This window comes from Niveispirillum sp. CC-CTL257 (assembly GCF_059489915.1).
Genome location: NZ_JCAJXE010000001.1, coordinates 1,536,765 through 1,550,733 on the forward strand (window position 1 = coordinate 1,536,765; position 13,969 = coordinate 1,550,733).

Genomic DNA, 13,969 nt, shown 5'->3' on the forward strand with positions numbered 1-13,969 from the left:
GTGGCAGCAGGGGTGCAGTAAACCATCCCCATCACAGCAAGCAACACGATGATGGAGCGCACCCGATGATCAAGCTGCACGCTTTCGGCCCCGCCTTCGGCCTTCCCGAGCCCAGCCCCTATGTCACCAAGACGGAGGTGCATCTGCGCATGGCGGGGCTGGCCTTTGAAAAGGTGAAAGGCGATCTGGAGAAGACGCCAAAGCACAAGCTGCCCATCATCGAGGATGAGGGCGTGATCGTGGCCGACAGCACCTTCATCCGCGCCCATATTGAGCGCACGCGCGGCATTGACCTGGATGATGGTCTGACGGTGCGGCAGCGGGCGGAGGCCTGGGCCATTGAGCGCATGCTGGAGGATCATTTCTGCTGGGCGCTGGTGCATGAGCGCTGGATGGATGACAGCAATTTCCAGAAGGGTCCGGCGCAGTTCTTCCAAGCCGCCCCCGAGCATCTGCGGGACGCCATCATCAAGGATGTGCGGGCACGGGTGGCCACCAACATGTACGCCCATGGCATTGGCCGGCACAGCGATGCCGAACGGCTGGAACTGGCCAGCCGGTCATTGTCGGCGCTGGCGGCCCTGCTGGGCGACAAACCCTTCCTGATGGGTGACCGGCCCACGGGCGTGGATGCATTTGCCTTCGCCGTGCTGGCCGGCGCCCTGGCACCGCTGTTCGACACGCGACTGCGCAGCGCGGTCGAAGCGCACGGTGCCTTCATGCCCTATGTACAACGCATGGCGGCGCGGTTCTATCCTGACCATGCCTGGTGGTGGGATCAGGTCCGGCAGGCCGCCTGATCACTCGCCGTCCCGCACCCGCCGCCAGTTCACGACGTTGCGGTTATGCTCCTCCAGCGTCTCGGCAAAGGCATGACCGCCGGTGCCATCGGCCACGAAGTAGAGATACTTGTGGGCTTCTGGCTTCAGCACAGCCTGTAGCGACAGCAGGCCGGGATTGGCGATGGGACCGGGGGGAAGGCCCGCGAAAATATAAGTGTTGTAGGGGCTTTCCAGCTTCCAGTCGGCGCGGGTCAGGTCACGGTCGATCTGTCCGCGCCGATCCGACAGGGCGTAGATGATTGTCGGGTCGGATTGCAGGCGCATCCCGATGCGCAGGCGGTTCACAAACACGCCGGCCACACGCGGCCGTTCCGACGCCACGCCCGTCTCCTTCTCCACGATGGAGGCCAGGATGACGGCCTCCTGCTTGGATTTAAGGGGCAGGTTGGGGGCACGGTCAACCCAGAGCCGGTCCAGCGCCTTTTCCATGTCGGCGGACATGCGCGACAGGATATCGGCGCGGGCATCATCGCGCAGATATTGATAGGTCTCAGGTAGCAGGGTGCCGTCAGCAGGAATGTCGGCGACATCGCCGGACAGGGCCTGCTCCGTGCGCAGCCGCTCCACGATCTGCCAGCTGGTCAGCCCCTCCGGCACCGTCACGCGGTGGACGATGACCTTGCCGAAGATGATCAGGTCCAGCGCGCCCTTCACGCTGATACCCGCAGGGAACAGATATTCCCCGGCCCGCAGCTTCGCCCCATCGCCCCGCAGGCGTGAGGCGATGACGAGTTCAAGAGGATGGCCGACCACGCCGGCATCCACCAGACGCTGGGCAATCCCCTGCACGCCAGCGCCGCGCGGTATGACCAGCGCTGTGTCGGCGGCGAGCGGCCCCGGCCCGACATAGCGCTGCCAGCCGACCCAGGCACCACCGGCAGCGACTGTGCCCAAGACAAAAAGCGACGCCGCCGTAGGCAGAAGCCAACGGCGGCGCGGTTTCGTCTGCTTTTCCGCTGTCCCGCTCACGCTGGTGATCAGGACACGGCCTTGAACACGAGCGAGGCGTTGGTGCCGCCAAAGCCGAAGCTGTTGGACAGGGCAGCGCGGACTTTGCGCTCCTTCGCTACCTTCGGCACCAGATCGGCACCCTCCGTCCCCTCGTCCGGGTTTTCCAGGTTAAGGGTCGGCGGAACGATCTGATCGCGGATGGACAGGACGGAATAGATGGCCTCGACCGCGCCGGCGGCACCCAGCAGGTGACCGATGGCGGACTTGGTCGAGGACATGGAAGCACCGGCCAGATCATTACCGAACAGGCGCTTGACAGCCCCCAGTTCGATCATGTCGCCCAGCGGCGTGGAGGTGCCGTGCGCGTTGATATAATCGATATCGCCGGGGTTCAGACCGGCGCGCTTCATGGCCATGCGCATGGACCGGAAGCCGCCATTGCCATCTTCCGACGGCGAGGTGATGTGATAGGCGTCGCCCGACAGGCCATAACCCACCACTTCGGCGTAAATCTTGGCCCCACGCGCCTTGGCATGCTCCAGTTCTTCCAGAACCACCACGCCAGCCCCCTCGCCCATGACGAAACCGTCACGGTCCTTGTCATAGGGGCGGCTGCCGCGTTCAGGCGTGTCGTTGAAGCCCGTGGACAGCGCGCGGGCGGCGGCAAAGCCGGCAATGCCCAAACGCGAACAGGCACCTTCCGCCCCGCCGGCCACCATGACATCGGCATCATCCAGCGCGATCATGCGCGCAGCATCACCGATGGAATGGGCGCCCGTGGAACAGGCCGTCACCACCGCGTGGTTCGGTCCCTTGTAGCCATGGTTGATCGAGATATGGCCCGAGGCCAGATTGATCAGGCAGGATGGGATGAAGAAGGGCGATACGCGGCGCGGCCCCTTTTCGGCCAGCACCAGCGACGTCTCGTAAATGCCGGGCAGGCCACCGATGCCGGAGCCCACGGACACGCCCGTGCGTTCAAATTCCTCATCGTTCGACGGCTTCCAACCGCTGTCCTTGATGGCTTCCTCTGCCGCCGCGATGGCGAACATGATGAAGTCATCCATCTTCTTCTGTTCCTTGGGCGGAATGAAGAGATCGAGGTTCAGGGTGCCGTCGCTGCCGTCACCGCGCGGCACCTGGCCCGCGATGCGACAGGGTAGATCGGAGACATCAAAGCCCTGGATGGTGCGAATGCCCGACTGACCCTTGATCAGCCGATCCCAGTTGGTTTGCACCCCGACCCCGAGCGGAGTCACGAGACCCATACCGGTGATGACGACGCGGCGCATGTATCCGACCTTAATAAGTGAAGACGAAAGCGGGTCCAGACCGTCAGGACAGACCCGGAAAACACATAGTCACGCCCGGGCGGGATTGCCAGGACCGGGGCCAGCATAAAAGCCAGCCCCGTCCGTCCCACCGTTCGGGATCAGCCCTGCTTGGAGCTGATGAACTCGATGGCGTTCTTGACCGTCAGAATCTTCTCCGCGGCGTCGTCCGGAATCTCGATGCCGAACTCTTCCTCGAAGGCCATGACCAGTTCGACCGTGTCCAGGCTGTCGGCGCCCAGATCGTCGATGAAGCTGGCTTCGTCGGTGACCTTGGCCTCATCCACGCCCAGGTGCTCGACAACGATCTTCTTCACGCGTTCAGCAACATCGCTCATTTATTTGACCTTTCAGGATCTTCCGGTGGGACCGGCCGGAGCCGGTTGTGAGGGTCATCGCGGGAGACGAACAAGCATATTCCTTGCCCGGCCCGCGACGCCGGTCAGGAAAGTGCCGTCACTTATCATGAACGGCGGCCCCTGACCAGCATTCGCAGCAGGTGGTACCGGCAGAGGCCTTGCGAAAGCCCCCACGGCACCATACTGCATCAGATCATCGCCATGCCGCCATTCACATGCAGCGTCTGGCCGGTGACATAGGCCGCCTCGTTGGAGGCCAGATACAGCACGGCGGCGGCGATATCGTCAGGCGTGCCCAGGCGGCCAGCCGGAATACGGCTGTTCATCGCTTCCTTCTGGGCATCGTTCAGGACATCGGTCATGGCGGTGGCGATCATGCCGGGGGCAACGGTATTGACCGTGATGCCGCGCGTCGCGACCTCCTGGGCAAGCGCCTTGGACATACCGATCATGCCAGCCTTGGAGGCGGCATAGTTCACCTGACCCGGATTGCCGGTGACGCCGACGACCGAGGTGATGCCGATGATGCGGCCCCAGCGGCGCTTCATCATGCCCTTCACGGCGGCGCGCGACAGGCGGAAGCCGGCGGTCAGGTTCACATTGATGACGCTGTCCCAGTCCTCATCCTTCATGCGCAGGATCAGACCATCGCGGGTCAGGCCGGCATTATTGACCAGGATATCAACGGTCCCGCCCAATGCGGCCTCGGCCTTCTTAAACAGCTCCTCCACCTGTGCCGGATCGGACAGGTTGGCGGGCACCACAACAGCATTCCCCCCCAACTCGGCGGCCAGCGCTTCCAGCGCCTCCACCTTGGTGCCGTGCAGGGCGACCTTGGCGCCCTTGGCATGCAGGGTGCGGGCAATGGCAGCACCAATGCCACCCGAAGCGCCCGTGACCAGGGCCGTCTTGCCGCTCAGGTCGAACATGGAAAACCTCCAGAGATGAAAAGCGGATCAGGCCAGGGAGAAGGCGTCGATATCGGCGGGCAGTCCGACGGAGCTGGCGACCAACTCCTTGTCGATGCGCTTCACCAGACCGGCCAGCACCTTGCCCGCACCCAGCTCAACCAGTTCCGTGACGCCCTGTTCCTTCATGAACAGGACGCTTTCGCGCCAGCGCACGGCACCCGTGACCTGTTCTACCAGCAGGCGGCGGATCATCTCCGGGTCGGTAATGGCCGACGCGGTGACATTGGCGACCAGCGGGGCGACCGGCGACACGATGGTGGTGCCCGCCAGCGCCTCTGCCATGGCATCGGCGGCGGGCTGCATCAGGGGGCAATGGAAGGGGGCGGATACGGGCAGCAGCATGGCGCGCTTGAACCCACGTTCTGCCGCGATCTTGATCGCGCGCTCCACAGCCTCCTTATGGCCCGACACGACCACCTGACCGGGGGCATTGTCATTGGCGGCGGTGCAGACCTGACCCTGTGCAGCCTCCGCCGCGATTTCACGGGCAGCGTCCAGATCGGCCCCTAGGATGGCGGCCATGGCCCCGACGCCCACGGGCACGGCCTTCTGCATCGACCGGCCACGCAATTTCAGCAGGCGGGCCGTGTCACCCAGACTGATGGAGCCGGCGGCGCACAATGCAGAATATTCACCCAGGCTGTGCCCCGCCACGAAGGCCGCCTTGGACAGGTCCAGGCCCTTTTCGGCCTGAAGGACGCGGGTCACGGCGACCGACACGGCCATCAGGGCCGGCTGGGCATTTTCCGTCAGGGTCAGATCATCACCGGGGCCGTCGAACATCAGGGCCGACAGTTTCTGGCCCAGAGCCTCATCCACTTCGGCGAAGGTATCGCGGGCGATCGCGAACCGCTCGGCCAGCTCACGGCCCATGCCGACGGCCTGGCTGCCCTGACCGGGAAAGACGAAAGCGCGGGTCATTGATAGGTCCTGCAATAAATCACGTGCGGCCTTGATACAGCGGCAAATGGCCCTGTCAAGCCGTCCGGCCCCGCAGAACAGCGGCAAAACCTCGTGACGATTACGGAAGGTGACGCTAAGCCGATGGAAATACTGATGGCGTGGGACTTCATCCACAGCCCCTGCCCGTCTGCGCCAACGGCCCCTTACCGGAGAGGAACAGCGCTTAGGCGCAGTACCGCTCGACTCCGTAAGCGTCCTTTGCGGGAACGACCAACGGGTTTATACTACTCCCCAACCACAAGTCGGGGCCCGCCCATGGCAAGCCCGCGTCGCCGCCCGGTCCTGTTGCTGCCCCTGCTGGTGCTGTCATTGGCCCTGGTGTGTTTCTCGACGCCCGCGAAAGCCGCGGAAGAGGAAATCGGGCCGGAGGGGATGCCACGCATCACGCTGATGGTGCCACTGACCCCGTTGCTGGTTGATCAACATCAGGTATTGCTGCCGCCCGTGCGCCGCTGGCTGGCGTATGTCGCCGAACAAAGCGGTATCGGTTTTCGGATGCAGCCGGGCAGTTTCGACCGGCGGCTGGCCGAGACCACCCGTTATCCCAACAGCTGCATTCTGGGGATGGCCCGCCTGCCGGAGCGGGAGAAGCTGACAAACTGGTTGAGCGTGATCCGCCGCGACCGGGTGATCTTCATCGCACGGGGCGATGACCCGTTCACCGGCGGTATGGCGAACCTGCTGCGTGAAGCGGATAACCAGATCGCAGCACCGTCGGGCATTTACCGCCCCATCCTGGACCGGCAGGGCGTGCGCTATTATCCCATTGATGATCAGCGCGCCCTGGCACGGATGGTGGCGTTGGGCCGAATCCGTTTCGGCATCGTGCTGGCCGGTACGCTGGAGGCAGCCGATATTCAGCCATTGGGCTTGCGCGCGGTGGCGGAGATGGAGCCGCTGGAATATTGGTTCACCTGCAGCCGTGAATTGCCCCCCAGCCTATCGCTGCGTCTGGCCGCTGTCCTGCGCGGGAAGGATGCGGAGGCGTTGCGCCGTGTGGCGTTGGGTGAGGCGGCGCAGCCACCCCCGGATGCCGCCCTAAACAATGATGAGCCCCCCACGCAGTAACCATGTCCCCGGCGACATGCTGCCTTTGCCAGCAACCGCAGGTGACGTATATTAAGGCCATATCGTTCATCGGGATGCTGCATGGCGACCCTTCGCGACCTGATCCAGCGTTTATCCATCGGCATTCTGTTGCTGATCGGCTGTCTGCGTGCAGGGGCGGGTGAAATCGCCGTTTATGGTGCGCCCGATGATCCCCCGGTTTCCCTGATGATCTCCATCGCGCCCACCACTGTGGATGCCTCCGGTGCACCACGAGCCGCCCTGGGAAGATGGCTGGCCTATATTGCCGAAAAGTCGCACATTCGCATGACGCTGCGCCCGCTGACCAATGATCAGCGGCTGGACGAGGTGATGCGGCAGCCCGACGGATGCTCGCTGGGCTATGCCCGCCTGCCCGCCCGTGAAAAGGAAGTGCATTGGCTGATGGAGGTGAAGCGCGACCGGATGGTGTTCGTGGGGCGGCAGGATGATCCGTTCGGCGGCAACCTGTCGGACTTCCTGCGACTGGCCAATGGCAAGCTGGGGGCACCCAGCGGCATTTATCGCTCCGTTCTGGAGAGCCGCAGCATCCGGCACATCGCCGTGGATGACCAGCGGCGGCTGGCCCATATGGTGGCCGATGGCAGCTTGCGCTTCGGCCTGTTGATCGGTGGATCGATGAACACGCCGGAAATCAGGGCACTGCCCCTGCGCATCGTGGCGGAGCTGCCGGAACTGGGTTTCTGGTTCGCCTGTTCGCAGGCTATGCCGAAACCGGTGGTGACCCGCATCGCCGACATATTGAAGACGCGCGCGTCGCAGCAGCTTCACCGTGAGGCGTTGAGCAACCTTTTGCCCAGCATGGCACCCAGCCTTTAAGGTGCCCATGCGGCAGGGTCACCCCGCCCATGCCGGGCCAGGGCCGCACCGGACCTTGCGTGTACCTGCCTATTCTGTATAGTGCGCGCCTTCCGAAACCCCGCCGGTGCTTTGCCAAGGCGCCGGCTAGGACCGTGCGGCTGATCCGGAACCTGTTCCGGGCACAGCGGCGGACCATCAATAGCCATGGGGAGTTATATGGCACTGTATGAAACCATCCTGATTTTCCGTCAGGACATCTCCTCGACTCAGGTTGAAACCCTGACCGAGACCTTCAGCAACATCCTGAAGGAACAGGGCGGCTCCGTCGTCAAGACCGAGCAGTGGGGTCTGAAGACCCTGACCTACCGGATCAAGAAGAACCGCAAGGGTCATTACGTCTATCTCGGCCTGGACGCCTCTGCGGCGGCCGTTGCCGAAATGGAGCGTAACCTGTCGATCAACGAAGACGTGCTGCGCGTCATGACCGTCAAGGTCGAGAAGATCGAAGAAGGCCAGACCGCCATGCTCGCCAACAAGGGCGAGCGCGCGGAGCGTGGCCCCCGCGGTGGCTTCGGCGACCGTGGCCCGCGTCGTGAATTCGGCGACCGTGGTCCGCGCGAGGGCGGCTTCAGCCGTGGTCCGCGTCGTGACGCCGCCGTTGAAGGTGAAGGAGATCGCGCATGACCACCGAACGTCCCCAGGGCGCTCCCACGGGTGGCGCTCCCCGCTCTGGCGGTGGCCGTCGTCCGTTCTTCCGTCGCCGGAAGACCTGCCCGTTCTCCGGCCCGAACGCGCCGGCGATCGATTACAAGGACATCAAGCTGCTGTCCCGGTTCATCTCCGAACGCGGCAAGATCGTCCCGTCCCGTATCACCGCCGTTTCGGCGAAGAAGCAGCGTGAGCTGGCCCGTGCGATCAAGCGCGCCCGCTTCCTGGCTCTTCTGCCTTACGTCGTCAAGTAAGCGAACCAGGAGCAAAGACAATGGACGTCATTCTGCTGGAACGCGTCGAAAAGCTGGGTCAGCTCGGTCAGGTGGTCAAGGTGAAGCCGGGCTATGCCCGTAACTTCCTGCTGCCGAAGAAGAAGGCCCTTCGTGCAACCAAGGAAAACCTCGCCTATTTCGAAGGCCAGAAGGCGCAGATCGAAGCGCGCAATCTGGAACTGAAGAAGGAAGCCGAGGTTGTCGCCAAGAAGGTCGATGGCGTTTCCGTCGTCGTCGTTCGTCAGGCCGCCGAGTCCGGCGTGCTGTACGGTTCGGTCACCTCGCGCGATATCGCCGAGGCCGTGACCGCCACCGGCACCACGATCGCCCGTGCTCAGGTCGCCATTGCCGATCCGATCAAGACCCTGGGCCTGTTCAAGGTCAAGGTCGTCCTGCATCCGGAAGTGGCCGTGAGCGTCACCGTGAACGTGGCCCGTTCGGTCGAAGAAGCCGCTGTCCAGGCCGCCCGTGGTGGCATGGTCGTCGGTAACGACCAGGACGAGGACGAAGACGAGACGGTCGAAGAGACCGAAGCCACCGAGGAGACCGAGGCCTGATCAAGGCCACGGACGCCGGATGGAAACATCTGGCACCCAGGTAGCGATAGAGGGCGGTTCCTTTCGGGGGGCCGCCCTTTTTCTTTCGGGCATCTTTGCGGCGGTCTGCGGCGTGACTACCTTTTCAAGACGTATCAGCGGCTTGAGGGTGTACCGACATGCTGTTGTTCCGTTTTCTTCGCTCCATTATCCGCCAGGGCAGCCTGACCGTCATCGACGCACGCGGCCAGCCCCATCGTTTTGGTTCAGAAACAGACGGTGTCAGGTCCGTCACGATACGCCTGACCGACCCGGCCCTGGAATGGAAGCTGGGCCTGCATCCCGGTCTTTATGCCGGCGAGGCCTACATGGACGGCACGCTGCAGATGGTTGATGGCAGTCTTTATGACTTCATCGATTTGGTGACTCGCAATGCTGGGTTCAGCCATCTGGGTCCCGCGGGTGCCCTTGTGCAACGGATCGGGGTGGGTGTGCAGCGCTTCATCCAGCAGCGCAACCCGCTGGATCGGTCCCGGCGCAATGTGGCCCATCATTACGATCTGTCGCGGCAATTCTACGATCTGTTCCTGGATGCCGACCGCCAATATTCCTGCGCCTACTTCCCCCGACCGGGTATGAGCCTGGATCAGGCGCAGGAGGCAAAGAAGCGACATATCGCGGCCAAGCTTCTGCTGAAACCCGGCCTTCGCGTCCTGGACATCGGCTGCGGCTGGGGCGGCATGGCCCTGACGCTGGCGAAGCTGGCCGATGTGCAGGTTACCGGCATAACCCTCTCCAAGGAACAGCTGGCAGTGGCGCGGGAACGGGCGGAAGCGGCGGGCCTGTCGGACCGGGCGCAGTTCGAGCTATGTGATTACCGGGAATTGCCGGGGCGGTTCGACCGGATTGTCAGTGTCGGCATGTTCGAACATGTCGGCGTGCCGCAATATCCGACCTTCTTCACGAGGGTGCACGACCTGTTGGCCGATGACGGAGTGGCCTTGCTGCATGCCATTGGACGGGCGGAGGGGCCGGGAACCACCAATCCCTGGATTCGCAAATATATCTTCCCCGGCGGCTATTCCCCCGCCCTGTCGGAGGTGACGCCGGCCATCGAGGGCGCCGGACTGTGGCTGACCGATATGGAAATCTGGCGCCTGCATTATGCCGAAACGTTGCGCCATTGGCGTGAACGGTTCCTGGCGCGGCGGGAACAGGCAAAGGCGCTCTATGATGAACGTTTCTGCCGGATGTGGGAATTCTATCTGGCGGGGGCGGAGTGTGCCTTCCGCCATCAGGGCCATATGGTGTTCCAGATACAGATGGCGCGCGACGTGAACGCGGTGCCGCTGGCCCGCGATTACATGCTGGGCGATGAACGGCGGCTGGAGCAGCAGCAAATACGGGCGGCGTGAAGGATTATCCACAGCTTATCCCCAGCTTTCATCCACACCGTTTCTACCCCCCTGCCCTTGTGATGGCGTGACGCCACGGGGGCGGGTCGCTAGAATGCCGCCGCCATGGATACCAAGCTGATCGACCCGTCCGGCTTTGCCGGTGCCGCCCCCGTTTCATACCGCACCCCGCCCCACAATGAGGAGGCGGAGCAGACGGTGCTGGGCGCCATCCTTGTGAATAACAAGGCCTTTGAAAAGGTTGGCGAATTCCTGCGGCCGGAGCATTTCTTCGACCCGGCCAACCAGAAGATCTATCAGGCTGTCCTGAAGATGATCGACCGGGGCCAGGTGGCGAACCCCATCACCCTGAAAGCCTATTTCGAACAGGACCGCGACCTGTCGGAAATTGGCGGGCCGGAATATCTGGCACGGCTGGCCGCCGCCATCGTCACGGTCCATAATCTGGAAGATTACGGGCGGGTTATCCACGACGCCTATCTGCGCCGGCAGTTGATCGAAGTCGGCGAGGATATGGTCAATCAGGCCTACAAGCACGACATTGATGTCGCGGCCAATGACCAGATCGAGGATGCCGAAAAGAAGCTGTTCGAACTGGCGGCGACGGGCGACATCAAGGGCGATTTCATCCCCTTTGATCGGGCGCTTACCGCCGCCATCGCCAGTGCCGAGGCCGCGTTCCGCCGGTCCAGTCATGTGACAGGCGTCACCTCGGGCCTGCGCGATCTGGATGCTAAACTGGGCGGCCTGCATCCCAGCGATCTGTTGATCCTGGCGGGACGCCCCTCCATGGGTAAGACGGCGCTGGCCACCAATATCGCCTTCAATGCCGCCAAGGCCTATATGCTGTCGGGCGGCAAGGAGGGGGCACCCGTCGGTTTCTTCTCGCTGGAAATGTCGGCCGAACAGCTGGCCCTGCGTATCCTGGCCGATCAGGCGGAAGTGTCGGGCGATAAGATCCGCCGTGGCGAGATCACGGCTACCGATTTTCCGAAGTTCGTGGAGGCCAGCCAGTATCTGGCCCGCGTGCCCTTCTTCGTGGACGACACGCCGGCCCTGACCATCACCGCCGTGCGTACCCGCGCGCGCCGGTTGAAGCGCACCCATGGGCTGGGCCTGATCGTCGTCGACTATTTGCAGCTGCTGCGTGGCGGCGGATCGAACCGGGGCGAACAGAACCGTGTGCAGGAAATTTCCGAGATCACGCGCGGCCTGAAGGCGATCGCCAAGGAACTGGACCTGCCCGTGATCGCCCTGTCACAGCTGTCGCGTTCGGTGGAAAACCGTGAGGATAAGCGGCCGCAGCTGTCGGACCTGCGCGAATCCGGCTCCATTGAGCAGGACGCCGACGTCGTCATGTTCGTGTTCCGTGAACAATACTATCTGGAACGCGCGGAGCCGGGTCGCCGCCCCGACGAGTCGGAAGACAAGTACAACGACCGTTACGCGCAGTGGCAGGACCGGCTGGCCCAGGTCCATAACACCGCGGATGTGATCATCGGCAAGCAGCGTCACGGCCCGGTCGGTACCGTGCGCCTGTATTTCGACGGCAATTATACCCGCTTCGGCGATCTCGACACGCAGCATGGTGGCGGATCGTATGACGAGTGATCTGGCGGGGTTGCTGAACAGCCCCGAGGCGGCGCGCGTTGGCGCCGTGCTGGTCATTGATCTGGCGGCCCTGGTTGCGAATTGGCGCGATATGGCGGCCCGCGCGCCGGGGGCGGAATGTGCCGCCGTGGTCAAGGCCAATGGCTATGGGTTGGGTGACGTCGCCGTCGCAACGGCCCTGTGGCAGGCGGGTGCGCGCAGCTTCTTCGTGGCCGATATCGAGGCTGGGGTGCGGGTGAAGACCGCCCTGCCCCAATCCCGTACCCTGGTCCTGCATGGCGTACCCGCAGGGACAGAGGCAGAGCTGTCAGCGCGCGGTCTGGTGCCGGTGTTGAGCAGCCTGTGCGAGATTGAACGCTGGGGCGCCCATGCCCGCAAGTTGGGGCGGAAACTACCCGGCTTTATTCACCTCGATACCGGAATGAATCGGTTGGGACTGCCGCCCACTGAATTGGATCGGTTATGCAATAATCCAGCATCCATGCTGGATAGCATCGATCTCCAGGCCTGGATGAGCCATTTGGCCTGCGCCGATGATCCGGTCAATCCGTTTACGGCGGAACAGTTGCGGCGGGTGCGCGCGGCACTGGCGCGGCTGCCCAAAGCGCCGGTCAGCCTGTCCAACTCCGCCGGTATCTTCCACGGGACGGATTACCATTTCGATCTGGTGCGGCCGGGCATCGGGCTTTACGGCCCCAACCCCGCCCCTTGGGCGTCCAACCCGATGCGGCCCGTCACCAAGCTGCTGGCCCGCATCCTGCAAATCCGCGATGTTGCCCCGCCCGACACGGTCGGGTATGACGCGACGCATCGCGTGGCGGCACCGGGCAAGGTGGCGGCCCTGGGTATGGGCTATGCCGATGGCTACCCCTGGTCGCTGGCCGGCAAGGGTGTTGCCATGGTCGCAGGCCATGCCGCCCCCCTGATCGGACGGGTATCGATGGACCTGCTGACCGCCGATGTCACGGGCGTGCCCGACCATCTGCTTCAGGTCGGTGACTGGGCCGACATTATCGGCCCGCATCGCGACGTCGATCAGGTGGCACGGGAGGCCGGCACCATCGGGTATGAGGTGTTGACACGCCTCGGGTCACGCTATCACCGGATTTATATCAACGGCTGATCAGGCCGTGATGGATACGAAGGATTCCGTGGTCTGCACCGCGATGGTCAGCGTCTCGGTATAGGTGCTGGTGTAGGTCATATCCATCACCGTTCCGGCGGTGGTGCTGGCTGCATCCGCCGCCCCGCCGGGATCAATGGTTTCCAGGGTGCCATTCAGCCGTTCCAGGGTTTCACCCGCCGCCGCCAGATCATCGCGCGAGGCTTTCAGGGTTTCCTCGAACTTCTGCTTTTCCTCCTCGCTCATCCACAGGGTGTTGCCCTTGTTGGCTTCGGCCTGGGTCAGCAAGGTACGGGCGCGACCCGCAAAATCGCGGACCTCCTGCACATAGGCACGGGCATAGGAGACCGGAACGCCGCCGGCGGTCATACCGGGCTGCGGCTCCACAGGCTTGGCAGGATCGGGTTCGCCGCGCGCGATGGCGGCGGCGCGTTCGGCGGGATCGACATTGCGTCCCTCCACCAAGCCTTTGGCTTCATCGGCCAGCTTGCGGGTCATGCCGCTGGCTTCACGGGCGATCTGCGCCAGCTTGCGGGCATCGCCCCGCGCGGCAGCCTGACGCGCCTCCTGTTCCAGCTCGCCCATACGGCGCTTGGACTGGGTCAGTTTCTCATTGGCGGCCTTGCGGTCGATCTCTGACCGGGCCTGATCCATATATTTGCCCAGTTCCTCGACGCGCGCAGCGCTTTTGGCGGCTTCCTCGAACCCGCCACCGGTGACGCCGATTTCCATCAGGCGCTTATAGATGTCTTGCTGGGACCGGCCCTGATATTGCTGGGCGTCGGTCTTCTTGAATCGTTCCTCGACCGCCTTATCGACATGGCGGTCGATAGCCGACTTCATCGCCAGAGAATTCGTGGCGCTGAAGAGCGGACTCGCGTTTAGCGAGATCATGGGCTCCCCCAAAGGCGATCATTTTGATCCACCTAAAAGGTAAGGCACTCGCGCGATACGGGCAAGTCAGTAAAATTGTATC

The 13,969-nt window shown here is 63.5% G+C and carries 15 protein-coding genes; 9 read left to right on the forward strand and 6 right to left on the reverse strand.

The window, feature by feature from the left end; translation table 11 throughout:
- Positions 1–65: 65 nt before the first annotated feature.
- On the forward strand, positions 66–800 hold the full coding sequence (locus ABC729_RS07375; protein WP_495606985.1) for a glutathione S-transferase family protein: 735 nt from the start codon (positions 66–68) through the stop codon (positions 798–800).
- Here the strand turns inward: ABC729_RS07375 and mltG are convergent, their stop codons facing one another.
- From mltG to fabD, 5 genes are all read right to left on the reverse strand, one after another.
- Complete coding sequence (mltG, locus tag ABC729_RS07380) at positions 801–1,811, reverse strand: endolytic transglycosylase MltG (protein WP_495606986.1); 1,011 nt, start codon at positions 1,809–1,811, stop codon at positions 801–803.
- Between the two features lie 8 nt (positions 1,812–1,819).
- The gene (gene fabF / locus ABC729_RS07385) at positions 1,820–3,085 is read right to left on the reverse strand and encodes a beta-ketoacyl-ACP synthase II (RefSeq protein ID WP_495606987.1); all 1,266 of its coding nucleotides are present in this window, start codon (positions 3,083–3,085) and stop codon (positions 1,820–1,822) included.
- Between the two features lie 140 nt (positions 3,086–3,225).
- Entirely contained in the window at positions 3,226–3,462 is a 237-nt protein-coding gene (locus ABC729_RS07390) for an acyl carrier protein (protein ID WP_495606988.1), read from the reverse strand.
- Positions 3,463–3,671: 209 nt separating this feature from the next.
- Positions 3,672–4,412 carry a 3-oxoacyl-[acyl-carrier-protein] reductase gene (gene fabG, locus ABC729_RS07395; protein WP_495606989.1) on the reverse strand — a complete coding sequence of 247 codons (741 nt, stop codon included), beginning with the start codon at positions 4,410–4,412 and terminating at the stop codon, positions 3,672–3,674.
- A gap of 27 nt (positions 4,413–4,439) precedes the next feature.
- A complete protein-coding gene (gene fabD / locus ABC729_RS07400) occupies positions 4,440–5,375 on the reverse strand; it encodes an ACP S-malonyltransferase (RefSeq protein WP_495606990.1) in 936 nt (311 codons plus the stop codon).
- A 297-nt stretch (positions 5,376–5,672) separates the two neighbouring features.
- On the opposite strand from fabD, the gene ABC729_RS07405 reads away from it, so the two are divergent.
- The 8 genes from ABC729_RS07405 to alr all read left to right on the forward strand — a co-directional run bounded on the left by ABC729_RS07405 (position 5,673) and on the right by alr (position 12,993).
- Positions 5,673–6,485, forward strand: a complete 813-nt coding sequence (locus ABC729_RS07405; RefSeq protein WP_495606991.1) for a hypothetical protein — start codon at positions 5,673–5,675, stop codon at positions 6,483–6,485.
- Positions 6,486–6,566: 81 nt separating this feature from the next.
- Positions 6,567–7,343, forward strand: coding sequence for a type 2 periplasmic-binding domain-containing protein (locus ABC729_RS07410; RefSeq protein WP_495606992.1), 777 nt, complete (start codon positions 6,567–6,569; stop codon positions 7,341–7,343).
- A gap of 198 nt (positions 7,344–7,541) precedes the next feature.
- A complete protein-coding gene (gene rpsF / locus ABC729_RS07415; protein WP_054169615.1) occupies positions 7,542–8,009 on the forward strand; it encodes a 30S ribosomal protein S6 in 468 nt (155 codons plus the stop codon).
- Complete coding sequence (rpsR, locus tag ABC729_RS07420) at positions 8,006–8,287, forward strand: 30S ribosomal protein S18 (RefSeq protein WP_102111034.1); 282 nt, start codon at positions 8,006–8,008, stop codon at positions 8,285–8,287. The genes rpsF and rpsR overlap by 4 nt, the downstream gene beginning before the upstream one ends.
- 20 nt (positions 8,288–8,307) lie before the next feature.
- Positions 8,308–8,865, forward strand: a complete 558-nt coding sequence (gene rplI / locus ABC729_RS07425; RefSeq protein WP_495606993.1) for a 50S ribosomal protein L9 — start codon at positions 8,308–8,310, stop codon at positions 8,863–8,865.
- 158 nt (positions 8,866–9,023) lie between these two features.
- Positions 9,024–10,259, forward strand: a complete 1,236-nt coding sequence (locus ABC729_RS07430; RefSeq protein ID WP_495606994.1) for a cyclopropane fatty acid synthase — start codon at positions 9,024–9,026, stop codon at positions 10,257–10,259.
- 105 nt (positions 10,260–10,364) lie between these two features.
- Positions 10,365–11,870, forward strand: a complete 1,506-nt coding sequence (locus ABC729_RS07435; RefSeq protein WP_495606995.1) for a replicative DNA helicase — start codon at positions 10,365–10,367, stop codon at positions 11,868–11,870.
- The gene (gene alr, locus ABC729_RS07440) at positions 11,860–12,993 is read left to right on the forward strand and encodes an alanine racemase (RefSeq protein ID WP_495606996.1); all 1,134 of its coding nucleotides are present in this window, start codon (positions 11,860–11,862) and stop codon (positions 12,991–12,993) included. Before ABC729_RS07435 ends, alr begins: the two co-directional genes overlap by 11 nt.
- Here alr and ABC729_RS07445 read toward each other — a convergent pair whose 3' ends face one another.
- Entirely contained in the window at positions 12,994–13,836 is an 843-nt protein-coding gene (locus ABC729_RS07445; protein WP_495606997.1) for a hypothetical protein, read from the reverse strand.
- Between the last annotated feature and the right edge of the window lie 133 nt (positions 13,837–13,969).